17 protein-coding genes are annotated in these 21,394 nt (G+C 60.8%); 12 read left to right on the top strand and 5 right to left on the bottom strand.

Annotated elements, in window-relative coordinates; all coding sequences use genetic code 11:
* Positions 1 to 37 precede the first annotated feature (37 nt).
* Positions 38 to 904, bottom strand: a complete 867-nt coding sequence (locus MN186_RS11870; protein ID WP_242114576.1) for a 2-dehydro-3-deoxygalactonokinase — start codon at positions 902 to 904, stop codon at positions 38 to 40.
* 484 nt (positions 905 to 1,388) lie between these two features.
* On the opposite strand from MN186_RS11870, the gene acs reads away from it, so the two are divergent.
* The 7 genes from acs to MN186_RS11835 all read left to right on the top strand — a co-directional run bounded on the left by acs (position 1,389) and on the right by MN186_RS11835 (position 10,254).
* Positions 1,389 to 3,359 carry an acetate--CoA ligase gene (acs, locus tag MN186_RS11865; RefSeq protein ID WP_242114575.1) on the top strand — a complete coding sequence of 657 codons (1,971 nt, stop codon included), beginning with the start codon at positions 1,389 to 1,391 and terminating at the stop codon, positions 3,357 to 3,359.
* Positions 3,359 to 4,039 (top strand): adenylate kinase, encoded by a 681-nt coding sequence (locus MN186_RS11860; RefSeq protein ID WP_242114574.1) that lies wholly within the window; start codon positions 3,359 to 3,361, stop codon positions 4,037 to 4,039. Before acs ends, MN186_RS11860 begins: the two co-directional genes overlap by 1 nt.
* 61 nt (positions 4,040 to 4,100) lie before the next feature.
* Positions 4,101 to 4,361, top strand: coding sequence for a DUF4212 domain-containing protein (locus tag MN186_RS11855; RefSeq protein WP_242114573.1), 261 nt, complete (start codon positions 4,101 to 4,103; stop codon positions 4,359 to 4,361).
* An 11-nt stretch (positions 4,362 to 4,372) separates the two neighbouring features.
* Positions 4,373 to 6,334, top strand: a complete 1,962-nt coding sequence (locus MN186_RS11850; protein WP_242114572.1) for a sodium:solute symporter family protein — start codon at positions 4,373 to 4,375, stop codon at positions 6,332 to 6,334.
* 102 nt (positions 6,335 to 6,436) lie between these two features.
* Positions 6,437 to 8,272 (top strand): DUF294 nucleotidyltransferase-like domain-containing protein, encoded by a 1,836-nt coding sequence (locus MN186_RS11845; RefSeq protein WP_242114571.1) that lies wholly within the window; start codon positions 6,437 to 6,439, stop codon positions 8,270 to 8,272.
* A gap of 28 nt (positions 8,273 to 8,300) precedes the next feature.
* A complete protein-coding gene (locus MN186_RS11840; RefSeq protein WP_242114570.1) occupies positions 8,301 to 8,828 on the top strand; it encodes a hypothetical protein in 528 nt (175 codons plus the stop codon).
* Positions 8,829 to 8,838: 10 nt separating this feature from the next.
* Positions 8,839 to 10,254 (top strand): 3'-5' exonuclease, encoded by a 1,416-nt coding sequence (locus tag MN186_RS11835; RefSeq protein ID WP_255744185.1) that lies wholly within the window; start codon positions 8,839 to 8,841, stop codon positions 10,252 to 10,254.
* Positions 10,255 to 10,269: 15 nt separating this feature from the next.
* Here the strand turns inward: MN186_RS11835 and MN186_RS11830 are convergent, their stop codons facing one another.
* Complete coding sequence (locus tag MN186_RS11830) at positions 10,270 to 11,043, bottom strand: amino acid ABC transporter permease (protein ID WP_242114569.1); 774 nt, start codon at positions 11,041 to 11,043, stop codon at positions 10,270 to 10,272.
* 8 nt (positions 11,044 to 11,051) lie between these two features.
* A complete protein-coding gene (locus tag MN186_RS11825) occupies positions 11,052 to 11,780 on the bottom strand; it encodes an amino acid ABC transporter ATP-binding protein (RefSeq protein WP_420838938.1) in 729 nt (242 codons plus the stop codon).
* Positions 11,781 to 11,919: 139 nt separating this feature from the next.
* On the opposite strand from MN186_RS11825, the gene MN186_RS11820 reads away from it, so the two are divergent.
* Positions 11,920 to 12,693: a transporter substrate-binding domain-containing protein gene (locus tag MN186_RS11820; RefSeq protein WP_420838931.1), complete on the top strand. Its 774-nt coding sequence runs from the start codon at positions 11,920 to 11,922 to the stop codon at positions 12,691 to 12,693.
* A gap of 58 nt (positions 12,694 to 12,751) precedes the next feature.
* On the opposite strand, the gene MN186_RS11815 is transcribed toward MN186_RS11820, so the two are convergent.
* Both MN186_RS11815 and MN186_RS11810 read right to left on the bottom strand, forming a co-directional pair.
* Positions 12,752 to 13,873: a THUMP domain-containing class I SAM-dependent RNA methyltransferase gene (locus MN186_RS11815; RefSeq protein WP_242114568.1), complete on the bottom strand. Its 1,122-nt coding sequence runs from the start codon at positions 13,871 to 13,873 to the stop codon at positions 12,752 to 12,754.
* A 44-nt stretch (positions 13,874 to 13,917) separates the two neighbouring features.
* Entirely contained in the window at positions 13,918 to 14,481 is a 564-nt protein-coding gene (locus tag MN186_RS11810) for a DUF1285 domain-containing protein (protein ID WP_242114973.1), read from the bottom strand.
* Between the two features lie 116 nt (positions 14,482 to 14,597).
* Here MN186_RS11810 and MN186_RS11805 point away from each other — a divergent pair, with 116 nt between their 5' ends.
* From MN186_RS11805 to MN186_RS11790, 4 genes are read left to right on the top strand one after another with little or no spacing between them, the layout of a single operon-like run.
* Positions 14,598 to 15,602, top strand: a complete 1,005-nt coding sequence (locus tag MN186_RS11805; protein ID WP_242114567.1) for an AAA family ATPase — start codon at positions 14,598 to 14,600, stop codon at positions 15,600 to 15,602.
* Positions 15,599 to 16,456 (top strand): DUF58 domain-containing protein, encoded by an 858-nt coding sequence (locus tag MN186_RS11800; RefSeq protein WP_242114566.1) that lies wholly within the window; start codon positions 15,599 to 15,601, stop codon positions 16,454 to 16,456. Before MN186_RS11805 ends, MN186_RS11800 begins: the two co-directional genes overlap by 4 nt.
* Positions 16,456 to 19,227 (top strand): DUF4159 domain-containing protein, encoded by a 2,772-nt coding sequence (locus tag MN186_RS11795; RefSeq protein WP_242114565.1) that lies wholly within the window; start codon positions 16,456 to 16,458, stop codon positions 19,225 to 19,227. The genes MN186_RS11800 and MN186_RS11795 overlap by 1 nt, the downstream gene beginning before the upstream one ends.
* The gene (locus MN186_RS11790) at positions 19,224 to 21,320 is read left to right on the top strand and encodes a hypothetical protein (RefSeq protein ID WP_242114564.1); all 2,097 of its coding nucleotides are present in this window, start codon (positions 19,224 to 19,226) and stop codon (positions 21,318 to 21,320) included. Before MN186_RS11795 ends, MN186_RS11790 begins: the two co-directional genes overlap by 4 nt.
* Positions 21,321 to 21,394 lie beyond the last annotated feature (74 nt).

Raw genomic sequence — 21,394 nt, 5'->3', positions numbered from 1 at the left:
GCGTCGGTCTGCCGGTGGTCTGGCGCCAATGGGCGTTTCAGTCGTCTAAATAAGCCGCGATCAGGCCAGCAAGGGGGAGGTCCGTGGCGTCAACTATACGCACTGCCACCCCTTGCGCGGCCAGCGCGGCGTGATAGGCCGCCCCCAAATCGGTTTGCCCAAGGATCACCACCTGTTGACCCAGCCAATAGGGTTTCGCCGCCCCCAGTTCCGCACCCACCAACGCGGCTGACAGCCGCGCACGGGCGGTCGCGGGGGGAAGGGTGTCTTGCATGCCTTCGGCATACAAAGACATGAACTTCGCCGCCAGATCGGTCGGCCGCGACATGGTATCTGCCAGTGCCGTATTGAAGGCACTCTGATCCCAACCGCCCCCGGCGACTGTTTCGCGCAAAAGCGATTTGCCTGTGATCAGCCCGAATAATTCGCCTGTCATGAAACTACGAAAACTCACAACCTCGCCTGCGCTGATATGGGCCCATCTTGTGTGGTTGCCGGGCAGACACAGGATGCCGTCAAAATCGGCCTCTGCCGCCAGAAACCCGGCGATCAGAGTTTCGTCCCCGTACATCACATCGGTAGGGGCGGTTTGGTGCAGACCGGGCAGAAGATGCAGATCCAATCCCCCCGCCGTGACCCGTGTCGCGGCCGCACGGCCCGGGGGCGCGCTGGGCACAGGCACGAAGTGCGGCGGGGCGCCAGCATTTGATAACCCACATGCCATTGTGAACAGGGGCGTGTCGCACAACACATCCGCCAGCATGTTGTGCAGCGTTGCGACGGGACGACCGCAATGTTCACCCACGCGTTTTTCCAGCGTCGCGCAGGCAGTGTCCATCAACCAGACGTGAAGTCGATGCGGGGTGCAGTTGACGGCGATCCAGGCGGGATGCGGGTTGGGCATATGGTGCTCCTTGGCGGCTGTAGATGTTGCGGTGATATTCACCTTTGATCCGACGGTCCAGCCAGTCGCGACACCTCAGCCGCCTTTTTGTTGCGGCCTACAGGTGCAGCACAGCCGTTTATCTTTACGTAGCGACAAGTCCCACCCGTGTGCAGACTCACAACCTATGCCCGACAGCGAGCAAAAAGCGTCATGTTCAGGGTTCGTCATTCTACAACGCTTCGAAATAGCGTGTACTTTTTTTACACCCCCTGTGGCGCGTCATTCACATGCAAATACCAGCATTTCTGCAAGAAATCGCCACTATTCGAAAAATATTAACAATCATCACCGCAGCCTGTTAAATAAATTTACAGAAAAACTGTTGTTTGGCGCGGGTTTGTCCCCCTATTTTCAAAACCATTGGGAAAACGCTGTTAACCAGAGCTGCGCCCATGGACCGCGCGGCACGCGCGACCCAGAGGATTTATTTGGAGGACCCTGCATGTCGTTGGAAAACACGGCCGACAAAACCTATGCCCCGTCTGCGGAATTTGTCGCGAACGCTCATATTGATGCTGCGAAATACAAGGAAATGTATGCCGCTTCGGTGAATGACCCGGAAGCATTTTGGTCCGATCAGATGACCCGCCTGACGTGGTCAAAGACGCCGACCAAGATCAAGAACACCACGTTTGAACACCCGAACGTGTCGATCAAATGGTTCGAAGACGGTGAAATGAACGTTGCCGAAAATTGCATCGACCGCCATCTGGAAACGCGCGGTGATCAGGTGGCGATCATTTGGGAAGCCGATGATCCCGATCTGTCGAAAAGCATCACCTATCGCGAGCTGCACGAAAAAGTCTCGAAACTGGCGAATGTCATGAAGGGCATGGGTGTCGGGAAAGGCGATCGCGTCGTTCTTTATCTGCCGATGATCCCCGAAGCAGCTTACGCCATGCTGGCCTGCGCGCGCATCGGCGCGATCCATTCCATCGTGTTCGCCGGATTCTCGCCCGAGGCGCTGGCCGCTCGTGTTGATGGCTGTCAGGCGTCACTGGTGATCACCGCCGACGAAGCCCCTCGTGGTGGGCGCAACACGCCTCTGAAAACCAACGTGGATGCTGCCCTTGAACATGGCGATCTGGGCAATACGCCGGTTCTGGTTGTGGAGCGCACCGGCGGCGATGTGCCCATTAAGCAAGGCCGCGACCATTCCTATACCGCGATGATGGCGGACGCGTCGGCGGATTGTCCAGCGGAGCAGATGAACGCCGAAGATCCTTTGTTCATCCTGTACACGTCAGGGTCTACCGGACAGCCGAAAGGCGTGCAGCACTGTTCAGCTGGCTATCTTCTTTATGCGGCGATAACGCACGAGTACGTGTTCGATTATCACGACGGCGACGTTTATTGGTGCACGGCCGATGTGGGTTGGGTCACGGGTCACAGCTATATTGTCTATGGCCCGCTGGCCAATGGCGCGACTACGTTGATGTTTGAAGGCGTGCCGACCTACCCGGATGCGGGCCGGTTCTGGGCCGTGTGCGAAAAGCACAAGGTCAACCAGTTCTATACCGCCCCCACTGCGATCCGCGCCCTGATGGCGCGTGGCAATGAATTCGTGACCAAATATGACCTGAGCGACCTGAAGTTGTTGGGCACAGTGGGTGAGCCGATCAACCCTGAAGCTTGGAACTGGTACAATGACGTGGTTGGCAAGGGCAAATGCCCCATCGTCGACACGTGGTGGCAGACGGAAACCGGGGGGCATATGCTGGCACCGCTTCCGGGTGCAACCCCGACCAAGCCGGGTTCTGCTACGACACCGTTCTTCGGCGTGCAGCCGGTCGTCCTTGAACCCACCACGGGCGAGGAAATTCACGAAACCGAAGCCGAAGGCGTGCTGTGCTTCAAAGGCAGCTGGCCGGGCCAGATGCGCACGATTTACGGCGATCATGAGCGGTTCGTGGCGACGTATTTCTCGGATTATAAAGGGTATTACTTTGCCGGTGACGGCTGCCGGCGCGATGCGGATGGCTATTACTGGATCACCGGTCGGGTGGACGATGTGATCAACGTGTCTGGCCACCGCATGGGCACCGCCGAGGTCGAAAGCGCGCTGGCCGCCCACGCCAAGGTGTCCGAAGCCGCCGTGGTCGGTTTCCCGCACGAGATCAAGGGGCAGGGTATCTATTGCTATGTCACCCTGCTTGAGGGCGTCGAATATACTGACGAGTTGAAAACCGAACTGCGCAACTGGGTTCGTCAGGAAATCGGCCCGATTGCCAGCCCGGATCATATCCAATGGGCGCCGGACCTACCCAAGACCCGTTCGGGCAAGATCATGCGTCGTATTCTGCGCAAGATTGCCGAAGATGACTTCGGCGCGTTGGGCGACACATCGACTTTGGCTGATCCCTCGGTGGTGGATGATCTGATCGACAACCGCCTGAAAAAGGGTGACGCGTGATGAGCGCGGCGAATGAGAACGCGCCGGTGCTGATCCTTCTTGGCCCCCCCGGGGCCGGGAAGGGCACGCAAGCCCGGAAGCTTGAGGAAAAGTTCGGTCTTGTGCAACTATCCACCGGCGACCTTCTTCGCGCGGCTGTGGCGGCTGGCACGGATGCAGGCAAGGCAGCAAAAGCGGTGATGGAGGCGGGTGAACTGGTGTCTGATGACATCGTAATCGCCATTCTGCGCGACCGCTTGGCAGACCCCGATTGCGCCCGGGGCGTCATCCTTGACGGCTTCCCCCGCACAACCGTTCAGGCCGAGGCGCTGGACGCGCTCTTGGCCGAAAACGGTCAGAAGATCAATGCCGCCATCAGCCTTGAGGTTGACGACGCAGCGATGGTGAGCCGGATTTCCGGTCGCTACACCTGCGGAAAATGCGGTGAAGGATATCACGACGAATTCAAGCAGCCGGCCAAGGATGGCGTCTGCGACAAATGCGGCGGCACGGACATGAAACGCCGGGCCGACGATAACGCCGAAACCGTGGGAAGTCGCCTAGTAGCTTACCACGCGCAAACGGCACCGCTCATTGCCTATTACAAGGGCAAGGGCAGCCTGAAAACGGTCAACGCGATGCTTGGCATCGACGAGATCGCGGGCAACCTGAATGCCATCGTTGAGGACGCGATTGCATAAGGAAAGGGACAGGCGGGGCGGCATGAGCCCCCCGTCACTGGAACGATAGGGAGGTGGCTTCATGGCCGAAAACTCATCCAATTCAGCATATTGGTCTGCCAATGTGCGCATCATTCTGATCAGCCTTGTGATATGGGCGATCGTTTCCTTCGGGTTCGGCATTCTGCTGCGCCCATTGCTGTCGGGCATCGCTGTCGGCGGTTCGGATCTGGGCTTCTGGTTTGCTCAGCAGGGGTCGATCATCGTCTTCCTCATTCTGATTTTCAACTATGCCTGGCGCATGAACAAGCTCGACCGTGAACACGGCGTCGACGAAGAGTAAGGAAAAAACATATGGATCAGTTTACGATCAACCTGCTGTTTGTCGGCGCGAGCTTCGCGATCTACATCGGCATTGCAATCTGGGCCCGCGCGGGCTCAACTTCGGAATTCTACGCCGCTGGGCGTGGTGTTCACCCCGTCACTAACGGGATGGCAACGGCGGCTGACTGGATGTCGGCGGCTTCGTTCATTTCGATGGCGGGTCTTATCGCATTCACAGGCTATGACAACTCGACCTACCTGATGGGGTGGACCGGTGGCTATGTGCTTCTGGCACTGCTTCTTGCGCCTTATCTGCGTAAGTTTGGCAAATACACCGTGTCGGAATTCATCGGCGATCGCTTCTACAGCCAAACTGCCCGTATCGTGGCCGTTGTCTGTCTGATCGTTGCCTCGACGACTTACGTTATCGGTCAGATGACCGGCGTGGGCGTGGCCTTTGGTCGCTTCCTTGAAGTCGACAACACCACCGGCCTTCTGATCGGTGCGGCGGTTGTGTTCGCTTACGCCGTTTTCGGCGGCATGAAGGGCGTAACCTATACGCAGGTGGCGCAATATGTCGTGTTGATCATGGCCTATACGATCCCGGCTATCTTCATCTCGCTGCAACTGACGGGCAATCCGGTTCCGGCCCTTGGCCTGTTTGGCGATCACGTCGCATCGGGCGAACCGCTGTTGGCAAAACTTGATGCGGTCGTGACCGAGTTGGGCTTCAACGAATACACGGCCCACCATGCGGATACACTGAACATGGTGTTGTTCACCCTGTCGCTAATGATTGGTACTGCTGGTCTGCCGCACGTGATCATGCGCTTCTTCACCGTTCCCAAAGTGTCGGACGCGCGTTGGTCGGCTGGCTGGGCGTTGGTGTTCATCGCGCTGCTTTACCTGACGGCGCCCGCTGTTGGTGCCATGGCGCGTCTGAATATCTCGGAACTGATGTGGCCCAATGGTGGCATCGAAGGTGGTGCCGTGACCGTCGAGCAGGTCGAAACCGAAGCCGAATACGACTGGATGGAGACTTGGGAAAAGACCGGCTTGCTGAGCTTTGCCCCTGAAACCGCTGGTGCCGCTGCAACATTCTTGGCCGATAATTCTCAGGCTGTGCTAACTCTGCGCGAGGAAAACCACAATCTGGTGACGGTCGTTGCGGATGGCCGTCCGGTGACCGAGGTCCAGACCGAGGTCGAAAGCCTGATCGCTGGCGGTGCGATGTTGCACCACTTGGACAAGAACGGCGACGGTCTGATCCAATACTACAACGATGGTGATGCGGCGATGCAGGAAAAGGCTGCTGAAAATGGCTGGAACGGTAATGAATTCGTCGAATTCAACCGCGACATCCTTGTTCTGGCCAACCCCGAGATTGCAAACTTGCCCGGTTGGGTGATCGGTCTGGTGGCCGCCGGTGGTATCGCCGCTGCGCTGTCGACTGCTGCCGGTCTGCTTCTGGCGATTTCGTCAGCGGTATCGCATGACTTGATCAAAGGGTCGTTCAATCCCGGCATCTCGGAAAAAGGTGAGCTTCTGTCCGCGCGGATCGCTATGGCAGTTGCCATTGTCGTGGCAAGCTATCTTGGTCTGAACCCGCCGGGCTTTGCTGCGCAAACCGTGGCCTTGGCCTTCGGTCTGGCAGCGGCGTCGATCTTCCCGGCGCTGATGATGGGCATCTTCTCGACCAAGATCAACAACACCGGCGCGGTTGCCGGCATGTTGGCGGGCTTGATTGTGACGCTGGTTTACATCTTCCTGCATAAAGGCTGGTTCTTCGTGCCCGGCACGAACAGCTTCACGGATGCAAACCCGCTTCTGGGCACGATCAAGTCGACATCGTTCGGTGCGGTTGGTGCAATGATCAACTTCACGGTTGCCTATGTGGTTGCCGGCATGACCAAGCCGACGCCCGCACATATCCGCGAGTTGGTGGAAAGCGTGCGCGTGCCGCGTGGCGCCGGCACGGCTCAGGATCACTAAAGGTTTGGGCGGGGTGGCCCTGCGGCGCCCCGCCCCCTTCCAATCCTGTCCCGTCCGGTCCACACCGGGCGGGATATTTCTTTTTTGTAAAGGCCCGATTGAATGCCGTTGAACCAGGACCAGATCCTTCGCTTTCTGCAATCCGTGCACCCCTATGATGTTCTGCCGCCGGACGCGCTGCGCGATCTTGCAGCCCGGACCGAACCGCGCGCGGTTGCGGCGGATGACCGGATTTACGATCTGGACACCGAACTGCCTGGCTTGTTCCTGATCTATCAAGGCGAGGTCGAGGTTACAGACGAACACGGCGAAGCCGTCAGCCAGTTGGGTGTGCGAAATTCCTTTGGCGAACGAGGGCTTCTGCGCGACGGCAGGGCGATGACGGCGACCCGTGCGGTGACGGATGCGACCGTGCTGGTCCTTCCCGCCGCGACATTCGATACGCTGCTGGCCCAATACGACCCGGTGCGCCGTTTCTTTGACCGAAGCCGTGCCGATAAGCCCGACAGGCAAGCCCAGCAAAGCCTTGCGACCACCCAAGTGGACACTTTCATGGCCCGCAACCCGATTACATCACCCCCTGATGCGACGGTGCGCGAGGCGGCAATCCTGATGCGCGACCATCGCGTGTCGTGCCTGTGCATGACCGAAGGCGACCGGCTGACTGGTATCCTGACCATCCGTGATATGTCTGGCAAGGTGCTGGCCGAGGCGCTGCCGACCGACACCCCCGTCGATCAGGTCATGACGCCCGATCCGATCACTTTGTCGCCGTCCGATATCGGTTCGGACGTGCTGCATGTGATGATGGAAAAACGTATCGGCCATGTGCCAATCGTGGAGGGCGACAAGCTTGTGGGCATTGTCAGTCAGACGGATCTGACCCGGTTTCAGGCCGTCAGCTCGGCCGAATTGGTGCGTGAAATCGCCGAAGCCGCCGACGCGCAGGAAATGCGCACCGTCACCAAGCGTATTCCACAACTGCTGCTTCAGCTTGTGGCAGGTGGTAGCCCCCATCAGGTCGTCACCCGCTTGATCACTGATATTGCAGATACGGCAACTCGCCGTCTGGTCGCGCTGGCCGAGGAAAAACTCGGCCCCGCTCCGGTGCCGTATCTTTGGCTGGCCTGTGGCAGTCAAGGGCGGCAAGAACAAACCGGCGTGTCTGATCAGGATAACTGCCTGATCCTGTCCAACGATGTAACGGATGCCGACCGCACCGGCTATTTCGCAGAACTGGCCAAATTTGTTTGCGATGGGCTGGACACCTGCGGTTACGTCTATTGCCCCGGCGACATGATGGCGACAAACCCGCGTTGGTGTCAGCCGCTGTCGGTTTGGCGGGGGTATTTCGAAAGCTGGATCAACAAACCGGTGCCCGAGGCGCAGATGCTGGCCTCGGTCATGTTCGATTTACGGCCGATTGCGGGGGACAAGACGCTGTTTTCCGACCTTCAGGCCGACACGCTTGGCATGGCCGCTAAGAACTCGATCTTTGTAGCGCATATGGTGTCCAACGGGCTGAAACACACGCCGCCCTTGGGGCTGTTGCGCGGGTTCGCGACGATCCGGTCGGGCGAACATAAGGACCATCTGGACATGAAGCATAACGGCGTCGTGCCAATCGTCGATCTGGGGCGTCTGTATGCGCTTCAAGCGCAACTGACCGAGGTTAACACCCGCGCCCGTCTGGTTGCGGCGATGAACGCGGGCGGGCTAAGCCAATCGGGCGGGCAGGACTTGCTGGATGCCTATGACCTGATTGCGGAAACGCGGCTGGATCATCAAGCTGCGCAGGTCAAGGCGGGGTTGGCGCCCGATAACTACCTTGCGCCTGCGACATTGTCAGAATTCGACCGCAGCCATTTGCGCAACGCGTTCGTTGTGGTGAAATCAATGCAAAGTGCCATTGGGCACGGGCGCGGGATGCTGGGCTGACGCCGGGCGCGCGCAGGAAGGACACTGAATGTTTTACGAGATGATCGCCACCTTGGTTTCTGCCTTCGTCGGGGCGGGCCTGGTGCTGATACTGAACAAGCTGACCGGCGGCAGGCTTCCCAAATGGGCGATGCCGGTGGGCGCGGGGCTGGCCATGATCGCGACCACCGTCGCCACCGAATACGCGTGGTATGATCGCACACGCGACCTGCTGCCCGAAGGCATGACCATCGTGATGGAGGTCGAAAACACATCGCTGTATCGCCCTTGGACTTATGCGGTGCCATTCGTGGAACGCTTTGTCGCGATGGACGAACATTCGCTGCGCACTCATGCGGTGCGATCAGAGCTGCGTATGGTCGATCTGCTTTATATGGGGCGCTGGTCGCCAGCCCGCCAGATGGTCGTTCTGGGCGATTGTGCAGCGGGCAAACGCGCGCCGTTGATTGATGCGGTCGAATTTGATGCTTCGGGTCAGGTATCGGGTGTTGAATGGACCAAAGTGCCCGATGATGACCCGATATTGACCGCTATCTGTAACCTCTCTGTAACCTGAAGGTGAAGCCATGAAAATCCTGACCACCCTGTCCTTGCGCTTGCGAATTTTCCTGTTTTTCGCGTTTCTGGCAGTCTCTGGGGTGGTGCTGGTGGCGGTTGCGCTGACCATCGGATATGCGCGGGCGGGCAGTGCGGGTGTTGCGTCAGGTTTTGTATTCGCGGGCGTACTGTCTGCTTTCGGGCTGCTGGCATTGACTGCCGGGATCTGGTTTCTGTTTGATGAAAATGTTGCGCGTCCGATCAATCGGTTGGCAACGAGCTTGCGGTCGCGCGCCCATGCAGGCGCGGGTGGGGTCGACCGGCACGCCGCGCGTTATTTGGGCGATCTTGCCCCAGCGGCCGAAGCAGTGTCGGAACAGCTTTTGAAAACCACAATGGATCAGGCCAGCGTCGTCGCATCGGAAACGGCGCGCCTGTCGGCTGATAAAGCACGCCTGACAGCCCTTTTGTCGGACATCCCGGTGGCGATGATCCTGGTGAACGCCTCGCACCAGATCGTGCTTTATGACACGCAGGCGGCAGGTGTGTTGTCGCAGGTCAGTCCACCGCGCCTGAACTCATCGATCTTTGATTATTTTCAGAAAGGCGCGTTCTTGGCGGCGTATAAGAAGATGGCTTCCAGCGGGTTAGAGCAAAGCTTTGACGCTTTGCCGACGGTCAACGAACTACAATTCGACACGCGCCTTAAACCGCTTGGACCGGGCGAAGGATATCTGGTCACCATCGACGACGCGCATGCCAACATTGCGCCCGATGAAAGCCGCCCTGTCGTTTTTGATTTTGATTTGATGGAGGGGCAGGCCACCGACAACCTGATGGATATGCACCTGAACGACCTGACCTATGTCGTGTTCGATACTGAAACCACAGGGCTGTTGCCCCACAAGGATGAAGTGGTCCAGATCGGAGCGGTTCGGGTTGTGAAAGGCAAAATCGTACCGGGTGAGATAATCAATCAATTGGTTGATCCAGAAATCAGAATCCCCGCGTCATCCACTAAGGTTCATGGCGTGAACGACGCGATGGTGGGCGGGCAACCGACCATTAAGGTGGCTGGAAAATACCTGCACGACTTTGCGCGCGGTGCGGTTCTGGTTGCCCATAACGCGCCGTTCGACATGGCTTTCTTGCGCCGCCACGCAAATGATTGCGGCGTTGAATGGAGCCATCCGATCCTTGATACGGTGCTGCTCTCGGCGATTTTGTTTGGTACGACGGAGGAACATACGCTGGATGCCGTATGCCAACGTCTGGGCGTCACGATCCCGACCAACTTGCGCCACACGGCCCTTGGTGATGCCCAGGCAACCGCCGAGGTGCTGTGCAAAATGTTGGCTATGCTGCATTCCCGCGGGATCGAGACTTTGGCGGGTGCTATTGAAGAAGCGAAGAAGCACAAGCGGTTGTTGGACGATCTGAATTGACGTGCGCGCGGACAATCAGCGGCTTTCATCCGCATTCATCCGACGTTCCAGCCACCGCACACCGGCCGAGATGATCAGCACCAGCACAAGGTATTCCAGAATCAGAAGCGTGTAGATTTCCAGTGGTCGGTATTCGGTCACGACCAATTCATTGGCGCGGCGGGTCAGCTCCTCCATCCCGATGACGGACGCAAAAGCGGACATTTTCACGATATAGATGAACTGGTTGGCCAGCGGTGGCAGGATGCGTCGCACTGCTTGCGGCAGAATCACATAACGCATCGCCTGTGCGCGGCTTAGCCCTATGGTTTGCGCGGCTTCGGCTTGTCCGCGAGGAACAGCTTGAATACCGGATCGGAAAATCTCGGCTGTGAATGCGCTGTCTGACAAGGCCAAGGTGATTACCGCGCCCCAGAACGGATCAATAGACAAGTTGATGCCCATTGTTCGCAGCACGACCGGCAGCCCGTAAAAAACCCAAAACAGCATTGGCAGCAGGGGGATGGCGCGAATGAATTCGACATAGATGCGGTTGGGAAGGCGCAGCCAGCGGCTTTGTGCGAAAGCCGGCAGGGCCACGACCAATCCGATGATGATCGACGCCACCGCCGCAAGGACTGAAAGCTGGATAGTCGATGAAAATCCACGGAACAGAAACTTTATGTTGGTCCAGCCCGTGGGTGTGAATGGGTCGATCACATACCATCCCCACGTTCCCACCGGGGCCGAACAAGCCGCCAATGTACACAGCGACAATAGCGCGACGGACAGACGAATTCTGGTTATCATCACGCCCCTCAGTGTTTCAGAATCTTGTCAAGGAACAGTGCGAAACGCGCTGATTTCGGGGCCGAAAAGGCGACCTCGGGTGTGTCAACCTCGACTATCTGGCCGCCATCCATAAAGGCGATCCGGTCTGCTACGCGGCGCGCGAAGCCCATTTCGTGGGTCACGCAGATCATGGTCATGCCGTCGCGCGCCAAATCTTCCATCACCTCCAGCACCTCAGCAATCATTTCCGGGTCCAGCGCTGAGGTCGGTTCGTCAAACAGCATTAGCTTGGGGTCCATGCACAGCGAACGTGCGATTGCGACGCGCTGCTGTTGTCCGCCTGATAATTGGCCGGGGCGTTTGTTGGCCTGTTCTGGAATGCGGACACGTTCAAGATAGGCCATCGCGCGGTCGCGGGCGTCGCGTCGCGACGTTCCCATAGCGCGAACCGGGCCAAGCATCAAATTCTCCAATACCGTCAGATGTGGAAACAGGTTGAACTGCTGAAACACCATACCGACATCGCCGCGCCCCTGTGCGCCCACAGGGCGACCATAGACGCGGATCGTTCCGGATTGGTGCGCCTCTAACCCAGCCAAAAGGCGTACGACCGTTGATTTCCCTGACCCCGAGGGACCACAGATCACCAGCTTTTCACCGGGATCAACTGTCAGGGTCACGTCACTCAACACCTGAAAGTCATCATACCACTTGCTCACGTCTTGCAACGTTATCGCGTGGGTGCCTTGGTCAATGTTCGCCACTGGTTCTTTTGTCCGTGATCTGTTCAACTGATTGTGAGCACCACATCCAAGTGCTGCCCGGCCTCGTAAGGTATCTACTGTATATGGACATGCTCCAAACTTGATAACCACCAAAAAGGACACGCGTGCGATGAATTTTCTGCGAACTCTGGGAGCCGGGCTTCTGGCAATCACGATGCTGGCTAGCGGGGCGCAGGCCCAGTCGGCGCTCAACGATATTCTTTCTGGCGGGGTCCTGAAGGTTGGCACCACGGGCGACTGGAACCCGATGACCATGAAAGACCCCGCGACCGATAACTATCGTGGCTATGACATCGACGTCATGACCGAGCTTGCCAAAGATCTTGAGGTCGAGGTTGAATTCGTCCCGACGGACTGGAAAACGCTGGTGAACGGGATCGTCGCGGGCAAGTATCACATGACCGGGTCGGCCTCTATCTCGCCGTCGCGCATGAAGGTCGCGGGCTACTCAGACCCCTACATCGCGGTTCAGATCCTGCCGTTCACGACGTCTGACAAGTCCGCGAATTACGATGGCTGGGACACCATTAACAAACCCGAGGTGAAGGTATCAACAACGCTTGGCACGTCGTTCGAGATGATGGTCCGTGAATGGTTCCCCGATGCAGATATCAAGGTCGTCGAAGCCCCGGCGCGTGGCTATCAAGAGGTGATAGCGGGACGCGCAGATGTCTTCATCACGTCGAACATCGAAGGCGCAACATTGAAAGAGAAATTCCCGCAAGTCACAGAAATTCCAGTGGAAACGCCCCGCGCGCCAACGCCGATTGCGATGATGTTGCCGCAAAACGATCAGGTTTGGATCAACTATGTAAACAACTGGGTGGCGTTGAAGTCATCAAAGGGGTTTTTCACCGATCTTGCTGCGAAGTGGGGATTTTGAACAGCTCAGATCTAGGCCACGCTAATGAGAAGCCGGGAAAAACCCCGGCTTTCTTAGGTCATGGTAACGTGTCGGTCTGGTAGAGCTTGACCTTGGTGCCGCCATGATCAACCGGAGGTCCGGGCGGCAAAAAGGGCAGACCGGTCGCCTTGGCAAGCCCGCCATCGCTGGTGATGATTGCCACGCGCCACCCCGCGAACCGTTCGGCCAGCACTTTACCCAATGTGCCATAGAGCGCGAAAAGCAATTTCTTATTGCCGATTCGGCCGCCATATGGCGGGTTTACAATCACCAAACCGGGGCGCGTGTCTGGGCGTTGCAGGTCACTGATCGTGGCTTCTGTAAAAACGGTCAGCAGGGCGACCCCGGCGGCTTCGGCATTCTGTTGGCTGTTGGCAATCGCGCCGGCATTGCGGTCAGACCCGAAAAAGCGGGGCGTGCTGGACGTGACATCGACCTTAGCCGCCGCTTTCATTTTCGCGAAGGCATTGGCATCAAAGCTGGCCAGTTGCTGAAACGCAAAGTCGCGGGCGCGACCGGGCAGCAAACCCACTGACATCTCGGCCGCCTCGATCAGAAAGGTGCCCGACCCGCACATCGGGTCCAAAACTGCCTCGCGTCCGTCATAACCCGCGGCCTTCAGAAACAGGGCCGCCAAAGTCTCGCGCATCGGGGCCTTGCCGGTGGCCGTCTTGTAGCCCCGTTTGTGCAGGCTCTCGCCCGAGCTATCGAGGCTGATCGTCACCAGATTGTCGTCGATCCGCACCTTTAGAACCAGCGCTGCGTCTTTTGACACGAGCGCGCCCAGCTCTTCCCTGATCGCGGTTTCAATCCGTTGGGCGGCGGCCTTGTGGTGATAGATCTTTGACCGTTTGCACACGGCCTCGACCCTGACTGGTGTATCGGGGCGCAGGAAATCGCCCCACGGAAACTTCCGTGCCCGTTTGTCCAACTGCGCCAAGTGAAACGCCCGAAAGCTGCCCAGCCGCACAAGCACACGTGTGGCCCCGCGCAGGGTCAGGTTGGCGCGCCAGACTTCGTCCCAGCCGCCATGAGTTGTAACACCACCGGGGCCGGCAGTGGGGGTGGCGAAACCTGCGGCGCGAGCCTCATCCGCCAGCACGGGTTCCAAGCCCGGCGGGGCGACAAGGAAAATTTCAAGATTGTTCAAGCTGCTCATGCCGGTGTCCTAGCCCAAGAGCGCGGGCGGGGCGAGGTATATTGTCAGACCTTCAATTCCTTCGATGGGATAATCGGGAAAAAGACGCCGCTGGACCACAGTCCGAACCACTGATCGCCTTCGTGTTCTTCATGCGCACCAAGATCGATCAGACGATAGAAGCTTTTGCGGTCGATCAGAGCCTCAAGATTGACGCGCACCAGCACATAGGGTGACGGCTCGCCGGTTTCAGGGTCGCGCTCGATGCGGATGGGTGCATCCGGCCCCGCCACGGTTTCATCGCCCACATTGGTGGTGAAGGTCAGCACTTGGTTGCGGCCCTTGCCTGACGCCTCGAAGTCGACGGCGACGAAGGGCGCGTCGTCCACGGTGATTCCCACCTTTTCGACCGGTGTGACAAGGAAATAGTCGTCGCCGTCCTTGCGAATGATGGAAGAAAACAGCTTCACCAACTCGTGCCGCCCGATGGGGGTGCCAAGGTAAAACCAAGTCCCATCCCGCGCGATCCGCATGTCCAGATCGCCGCTGAATTCGGGGTTCCACAGATGCACGGGCGGCGGACCTTTTTTCCCCGCCTTGCGGGCTGCATCGGCCAATGCCTCGGTCATGTTCTTGCCGGTGGCGTCTTTTTCCGGCGATTTTCCGTCACTTGCCGCTTTTGTCATTTGTTCCCCCGATGCGTTTGCCGTTTAATGAAATGTAATAGTGCTGCGGAGATTTTTCCATGACCAACGACCCCCTTGTGAACGAGATAGAGGCGCTGGGCGATACGCTTTCGCGCGCAAAGTCGGTGATTGCGCGTCGGATTATCGGGCAGGAACAGGTGGTTGACCTGACGCTGTCTGCGCTTCTGGCTGGTGGACACGCGCTTTTGATCGGGCTGCCGGGGCTGGGCAAGACGCGGCTGGTGGAAACGCTGTCCACAGTGATGGGCCTGCACGAGGGGCGCATACAGTTCACGCCCGACCTGATGCCTTCAGATATTCTTGGCGCTGAAGTGCTGGAGGAAAGCGCCGAAGGGACACGCTCGTTTCGGTTCCTGAAAGGCCCGATCTTCTGTCAGCTTCTGTTGGCAGACGAGATCAACCGCGCCAGCCCGCGCACCCAATCGGCGCTGCTTCAGGCGATGCAGGAACATCAGGTGTCGGTCGTGGGTCAGACCCATGAACTGGCCGCCCCCTTCCATGTCCTCGCCACGCAAAACCCATTGGAGCAGGAAGGCACCTATCCGCTGCCCGAGGCGCAGTTGGACCGTTTCCTGTTGCAGGTCGATGTGGGCTATCCCGACCGCGATGCCGAGCGTGATATTTTGCTGGCCACCACAGGCACCGAGGACGCACAGGCCGAACCGGTCTTTTCAGCAGCGGAACTTGTCGCCGCGCAGAAGCTTTTGCGCCGGATGCCGGTTGGTGAAAACGTGGTTGATGCGATCCTTGACCTGGTGCGCGCCTGTCGGCCCGATGATGACAGTGCTGCGCAAATCGTGCGCGAAACCGTCAGTTGGGGGCCGGGGTCGCGGGCGGCTCAGGCCCTCATGCTTTTGACACGCGCGCGCGCGCTGATTGATGGGCGGCTGGCGCCGGGCATCGACGACGTGCGCGCGCTTGCCCGCCCGGTTCTCAGCCACCGTATGGCGCTAAGCTATGGCGCACGTGCCGGGGGGCATCATCTTGCCGATGTGATCGACGCGGTGGTTGATCAGACCACGCGCACGCAGGCCGCCGCGTGACCCCCGATCCGACATTGCGCAGCCGTGCCGAGGGGTTGGCCCAGCGGCTGCCGCCCCTTCTGGCACGCGCCCGGCATTTGGCGGCCAGTGTCGAGTTGGGCGAACATGGGCGACGCAAACCGGGGCAGGGGGATGCGTTCTGGCAATTTCGTCCCGCCCAGCCCGGTGATCCCGCTCACCGGATCGACTGGCGCCGCTCGGCCCGATCTGACCACCACTATGTTCAGGAAAAGGAATGGCAAGCGGCGCAAAGCGTGTTGTTTTGGGTGGAGCCTGCGGCCTCGATGGACTTTTGCTCATCGGCTGATCTGCCTCGCAAGGGTGATGTGGCGCGGTTGATCGCGATGGCGCTGGCCGTGCTTCTGGTCAGGGGGGGCGAACGGGTCGGGCTTGCCACCAGCCCCGCGCCCGCCGGTCGCGGAGAGCTTGCCCTGTCGCGCTTGGCCGGGGCCCTGCAGTCGCCACCCGATGCCGATTTTGCAGAACTTCCCGCCCGTTCCCGCGCGGTGTTCCTGTCGGACTTTCTGGGCGATACCCAACCCGTTCGCCGTGCTGTCACCCGCGCCGCCGATCGCGGTGTCACCGGTGTATTGTTTCAAATCCTCGACCCGGTGGAAGAGGGCTTTCCCTTCCACGGACGCATGATTTTCGAGGACATGACCGGCAGCCTGGAACACGACACGCTTGAGGCGCACGAGTTGCGCGACCGTTATCTGGCCCGACTGGCCGCCCGCAAAGCTGAACTGTCTGACCTTGCGCGCCAGACGGGTTGGCAGTTTCACACCCACCACACGGGCGACGCCGACAGCGCCGCGCTTTTGTGGCTTTACCACGCGATTGAAGGACACAGGTGATGTTTGGCCTGCCCCTTGCCTTCACGACCCCGTGGCTGCTGGCCGCTCTGGCCGCGCTGCCGGTTCTGTGGTGGCTTTTGCGCGCGGTGCCACCTGCGCCGATCCGGCGGCGGTTCCCCGCGGTCACGCTGCTGTTGGGGTTGGAAGATCGTGATGCGCAAAGCGACCGGACACCGTGGTGGTTGCTTTTGTTGCGCTTGCTGGCGGTTGCGGCGCTGATCCTTGGGTTCGCGGGGCCGGTCCTGAACCCTGACACCCGCCAACCGGGGCGTGGTCCGCTTCTGATTTTCGTCGATGCCCATTGGCCAGCGGCATCTGATTGGCCCCAGCGTATAAATGCGATCAAGGGGCACTTGGACCAAGCCGCACAGGCTGGGCGCACCGTTGCGGTGGTTCTGTCGCACCAGGTGACAAAGGACGACACGCCTGTGCCGCAATGGCTCAGCGCCCGGGATTGGCGTGCACGTTTGCCCGGATTGGCCCCGGTGTCTTGGGATGCGCCATACGGGGTCGCGCCCAGTTGGGCCGCGAATGTAGAGGGCGCTGATACTGTCTGGCTGTCGGATGGTCTGACCCGCGACGGACGCGCCGATCTTTTGGCCGCGTTCGAAGCCAAGGGTAAGGTCGAGGTCTTACAGCCCACCGCGCCTCGATACGGTCTTTTGCCTGCGACCCCGCAGGACGGCGCGTTGGTCGTCGAAGCCCTGCGCAGCGTATCGGGGCAGGGGGCCACGCTATCAGTGCAGGGTATCGGCCCCGATCCGACCGGAGTGGAACGGGTGCTGGCCTCGGCCCCAGTGACCTTCACGGCTGGCTCCACGCGCGCCAAGGCGCAGATGACCTTGCCGCCCGAGCTGCGCAACCGCATCACCCGATTTCAACTGACCGATCATCGTGCATCGGGCGCGGTGACATTGGCTGACGACAGCCTGCGCCGCCGCCGCGTTGCGCTTTTGACCGGCACCCAATCGCGCGAGGGGCTGGAGCTTCTGTCCCCCCTGCATTATCTGCGCGAGGCGCTGGTTCCGTCCGCCGAGGTGATCGAGGATGACGCCATCCCGATCCTGGTCGACGCGGGGCCCGAGGTGGTGATCCTGCCTGACGTGTCCAGCCTTGCCGAGGCTGATCAGAAGGCACTGGCCGCCTGGGTCGCCGAGGGCGGGCTTTTGCTGCGCTTTGCCGGGCCCCGGCTGGCCGCAGCGGATACCGGACGCGGGGTCGAGGATATCCTGTTGCCCGTGCCCCTGCGGTCAGGCGGTCGGGTGGTTGGCGGCGCGATGAGCTGGGGCGCCCCCCGCGCGCTGGCACCGTTTCCCGAAACCTCGCCCTTTTTCGGGCTGTCGGTGCCCGAAGACGTGTTTGTCCGCGCCCAAATCCTGGCTGAACCGGGCCCCGATCTAGCGGACCGCACCATCGCGTCGCTGGCCGATGGGACGCCGCTTGTGACCCGCAAGGCGCTGGGTGACGGGCAGGTGGTGCTGTTTCATATCTCGGCCAATGCGGAATGGTCGTCGCTGGCGCTGTCGGGTTTGTTTGTTCAAATGCTCGAGCGGCTCGCGGTCTCGACCCGACCCGGACAGATCAAGGCGCAGGCGCTTGAAGGCACGCAGTGGCAGGCTGACCGGCTGCTGGATGCGTTCGGCCAGCTTGGACCGGGCGGCGCGCAGGTAGGGGTCGATGGGCCCCAGCTTCTGGAAGGCGCGCGGGCCGAGGTGCCACCGGGCCTGTATGTCGACGATGACCGCGTGCTGGCGGTCAATACGTTGGGTCCGGATGCGCAGATGTCGCCCGCGGTATGGCCCGCCCGGATTACGCCAACTTGGGACGAGATGGGCGCGGCTCGTCCTCTGGCACCCTATCTTCTGGCCGCCGCGCTGATCCTTGGCGCGCTGGACGTGTTTGCCAGCTTGTGGGTCTCGGGCCGTCTGTGGCGGCGATCCACCAAACGGGCGATCAGTGCCGGGATAGTGGCCGTCGCAGTGCTGGTTGCCCATGCGCCTGACGCGCGGGCACAGTCAACCGATGCGACCAGCCGTGCGATTGACGCTGCGAGCACCGTGACGCTGGCCCATGTCCTGAGCGGAGACGCCGCCACCGACGATGTCGCGAAGGCTGGGCTTCTGGGCTTGTCTGACCAGCTGTTTGCGCGCACCTCGGTCGAGCCGGCGCCACCCGTTGGGCTTGATCTGGAAAGCGACGATCTGGCGCTTTACCCGTTTCTGTATTGGCCTGTGACCGACCGCAGCACACAACCCAGCCCCGAGGCTTACGGCCGGCTGAAATCCTATCTGGCCGCTGGTGGTTTCATCCTGTTTGACACCCGCGACGCCGGGTTCGGTGGCGAAAGCACCGCGACCCGCCGCTTGCGCTCAATCGCCCTGCCGCTGGGTCTGCCACCGCTGGAACCGGTGCCGCACGACCATGTGCTGACCCGCGCCTTCTATCTGCTTGAGGCATTTCCCGGTCGCGCCCGTGGCCCTGCGTGGGTCGAGGCTGCCCCCCCAAACGCCGAACGCGCCGAAGGCATGCCGTTTCGCAACCTGAACGATGGGGTCAGCCCGGTCATCATCGGCGGCAATGACTGGGCCGGTGCCTGGGCCATCCGCTCCGACGGCGCGCCGATGTTTCCCGTGGGGCGGGGGCAGGCGGGTGAACGACAGCGCGAAATGGCGGTGCGCTTTGGCATCAACCTTGTGATGCATGTTCTGACGGGCAACTACAAATCCGACCAAGTGCACGTGCCTGCGCTTTTGGAAAGGTTGGGGGAATGACTGCCGCCGACGTCATATTTTCACCCGGGCTTGCGTGGCCGGTGATCGGAGCGCTGGCGGTGCTGGCCCTTGTGGCGCTGATCGTCGCGATCTGGCGCGGGCTGACGGGCTGGGCGCTGCGGGGTGTGGCCGCGCTGGCGGTGCTGGTGGCTCTTGCGGGTCCATCCCTGCAACAAGAAGACCGATCCCCCCTGTCCGATATCCTGCTGGTGATGGTGGATGACAGCGCCTCGCAAGACCTGTCCGACCGCGCCGCCCAGAATGCCGCGGCGCTTGAGGTCTTGCGCGCTCAGGTCGCCGCCCGCACGGGGTTGGAGCTGACCGAACGCACGCTGTCCGAATTCGCCCGCCCCGCAACGCCGGACGGCACTTATCTGATGCAGGCCATCTCGGCCGCCCTGGCCGACCTGCCGCGCGACCGCGTGGCGGGGGTGGTCGCGGTCACAGACGGTGTGGTGCATGACGCGGGACTGGCACCCGATCTGCCTGCGCCGTTCCAGACCTTGCTGACGGGCCGTGCGGCGGATTGGGACTTGCGCCTGTCCGTCACCCAAGCCCCAGCCTTCGCCATTCTGGACGAGCCGACCGAAATTCGCCTTCGGGTCGATGCGCTGGGCGCCACGCCCCCGGTCGAAGGGCCTGTCGAATTGCTGGTGTCGCGCGATGGCGGCACGCCCGAACCTGTTATAGCGCGGATCGGGGCCGAACTTGTACTGCCCATCACGCTGACCCATGCCGGGCGCAATCTGATCCATGTGACCCTGCCCACGACCGAGGGCGAATTGACCGACCGCAACAACGCCGCCGTGATCGAAATCAACGGTGTGCGCGATCGGCTTCGGGTGCTCTTGGTGTCGGGTACGCCGCATCCCGGCACCCGGACCTGGCGCAACCTGCTGAAATCTGACGGGGCAGTGGACCTTGTACATTTCACCATTCTGCGCCCACCTGATAAGCAGGACGGCGTGCCGGTGCATGAACTGAGCCTGATCGCCTTCCCGACGCAGGAGTTGTTCGTCGACAAGATCGACGAATTTGATCTGATTATCTTCGACCGCTACCGCCTGCGCGGTATCCTGCCCGGCGGCTATCTGGAAAGCGTGCGATCCTATGTCGAACGGGGCGGCGCAATTCTGATCGCGGCTGGGCCATCGCTGGGCGGGGCGGAAAGCATCGCGCGATCCGCCCTGTCGGGCATCCTGCCCGCTTTCCCGACCGGTCGGCTGGTCGAGGACGCGTTTCGCCCCGCTATCAACGACGCCGGTGCCCGCCACCCAATCACGCGCGATCTGGCCGATTTTGCCCCCGAAGACGGCTGGGGCCCGTGGCTGCGCCGGGTCGAGATGGAACCAACCGGCGGCCACACGATCCTGACCGGCCCCGATGACGGAGCGCTTTTGATCGTGGACCGGGCTGGTGAGGGGCGCGTCGCGCTTCTGGGATCTGATCACGCGTGGCTGTGGGCCCGCGGCTATCAGGGCGGTGGGCCCCAACTTGAGCTGCTGCGCCGTCTGGCCCACTGGTTGATGCGCGAACCCGAGCTTGAGGAAGAAGCCCTGACCGCCACCGCCACCGACACGGGGTTGCAGATCACCCGGCGCACGATGGCCGACAGCTTGCCTGACGTTACCATGACCGCGCCCGATGGGACGCAGGCCGATTTGGCCCTGACCGAACAGGCGCCCGGCGTCTTTGTCGCGGATGTGGAGGCCGCCGAACAAGGGCTCTATCGTGTCGATCAGGGCGAATTGACGACCGTCGTGGTCCGCGGATTGGCTGCGTTGCGCGAATTTGAACAGCCGGTCGCCGATGCTGCCCCGCTTGCCCCTGTTGGCAACGCGACCGGGGGCACTGTCAAACGGATCGAAGACGGCGTGCCCGGTCTGCGCCCGGTGCGCGTCGGGCAGGTAGCTCACGGGCGTGGCTGGGTTGGATACACGCCGCGCAACGCCTATATAACGCAGGCGATCCGGGTTATTCCGCTGGCGCCGCCTTGGCTGATGCTGGCGCTTGCTGCGTTGTCGCTGATCGGGGCCTGGCTGATCGAAGGGCGCGGGGGCGCGCGGCGCGGGGTCGATAGGTCGCGCAGCTAATCTACGCCCCGCCCCCGCGCCTTTCACTTGCGAAAAGACGTGGGGACTTCCATTCTTGTCTCATGCCGAGCAAA

The sequence above is a fragment of the Aliiroseovarius sediminis genome, assembly GCF_022678485.1.
GTDB lineage: Bacteria > Pseudomonadota > Alphaproteobacteria > Rhodobacterales > Rhodobacteraceae > Aliiroseovarius > Aliiroseovarius sediminis.
The sequence above is the reverse complement of the archived record's forward strand: the minus strand, read 5'-3'. Positions and strand labels throughout refer to the sequence as shown.

Coding starts and splice junctions, on each gene's coding strand:
- MN186_RS11830 (WP_242114569.1), bottom strand. CDS start 11,043: ATGATAACCAGAATTCGTCTGTCCGTCGCGCTATTGTCGCTGTGTACA.
- MN186_RS11820 (WP_420838931.1), top strand. CDS start 11,920: ATGAATTTTCTGCGAACTCTGGGAGCCGGGCTTCTGGCAATCACGATG.
- MN186_RS11810 (WP_242114973.1), bottom strand. CDS start 14,481: ATGACCGAGGCATTGGCCGATGCAGCCCGCAAGGCGGGGAAAAAAGGT.
- MN186_RS11835 (WP_255744185.1), top strand. CDS start 8,839: ATGAAAATCCTGACCACCCTGTCCTTGCGCTTGCGAATTTTCCTGTTT.
- MN186_RS11840 (WP_242114570.1), top strand. CDS start 8,301: ATGTTTTACGAGATGATCGCCACCTTGGTTTCTGCCTTCGTCGGGGCG.
- MN186_RS11870 (WP_242114576.1), bottom strand. CDS start 904: ATGCCCAACCCGCATCCCGCCTGGATCGCCGTCAACTGCACCCCGCAT.
- MN186_RS11855 (WP_242114573.1), top strand. CDS start 4,101: ATGGCCGAAAACTCATCCAATTCAGCATATTGGTCTGCCAATGTGCGC.
- MN186_RS11815 (WP_242114568.1), bottom strand. CDS start 13,873: ATGAGCAGCTTGAACAATCTTGAAATTTTCCTTGTCGCCCCGCCGGGC.
- MN186_RS11845 (WP_242114571.1), top strand. CDS start 6,437: ATGCCGTTGAACCAGGACCAGATCCTTCGCTTTCTGCAATCCGTGCAC.
- acs (WP_242114575.1), top strand. CDS start 1,389: ATGTCGTTGGAAAACACGGCCGACAAAACCTATGCCCCGTCTGCGGAA.
- MN186_RS11860 (WP_242114574.1), top strand. CDS start 3,359: ATGAGCGCGGCGAATGAGAACGCGCCGGTGCTGATCCTTCTTGGCCCC.
- MN186_RS11850 (WP_242114572.1), top strand. CDS start 4,373: ATGGATCAGTTTACGATCAACCTGCTGTTTGTCGGCGCGAGCTTCGCG.
- MN186_RS11805 (WP_242114567.1), top strand. CDS start 14,598: ATGACCAACGACCCCCTTGTGAACGAGATAGAGGCGCTGGGCGATACG.
- MN186_RS11795 (WP_242114565.1), top strand. CDS start 16,456: ATGTTTGGCCTGCCCCTTGCCTTCACGACCCCGTGGCTGCTGGCCGCT.
- MN186_RS11790 (WP_242114564.1), top strand. CDS start 19,224: ATGACTGCCGCCGACGTCATATTTTCACCCGGGCTTGCGTGGCCGGTG.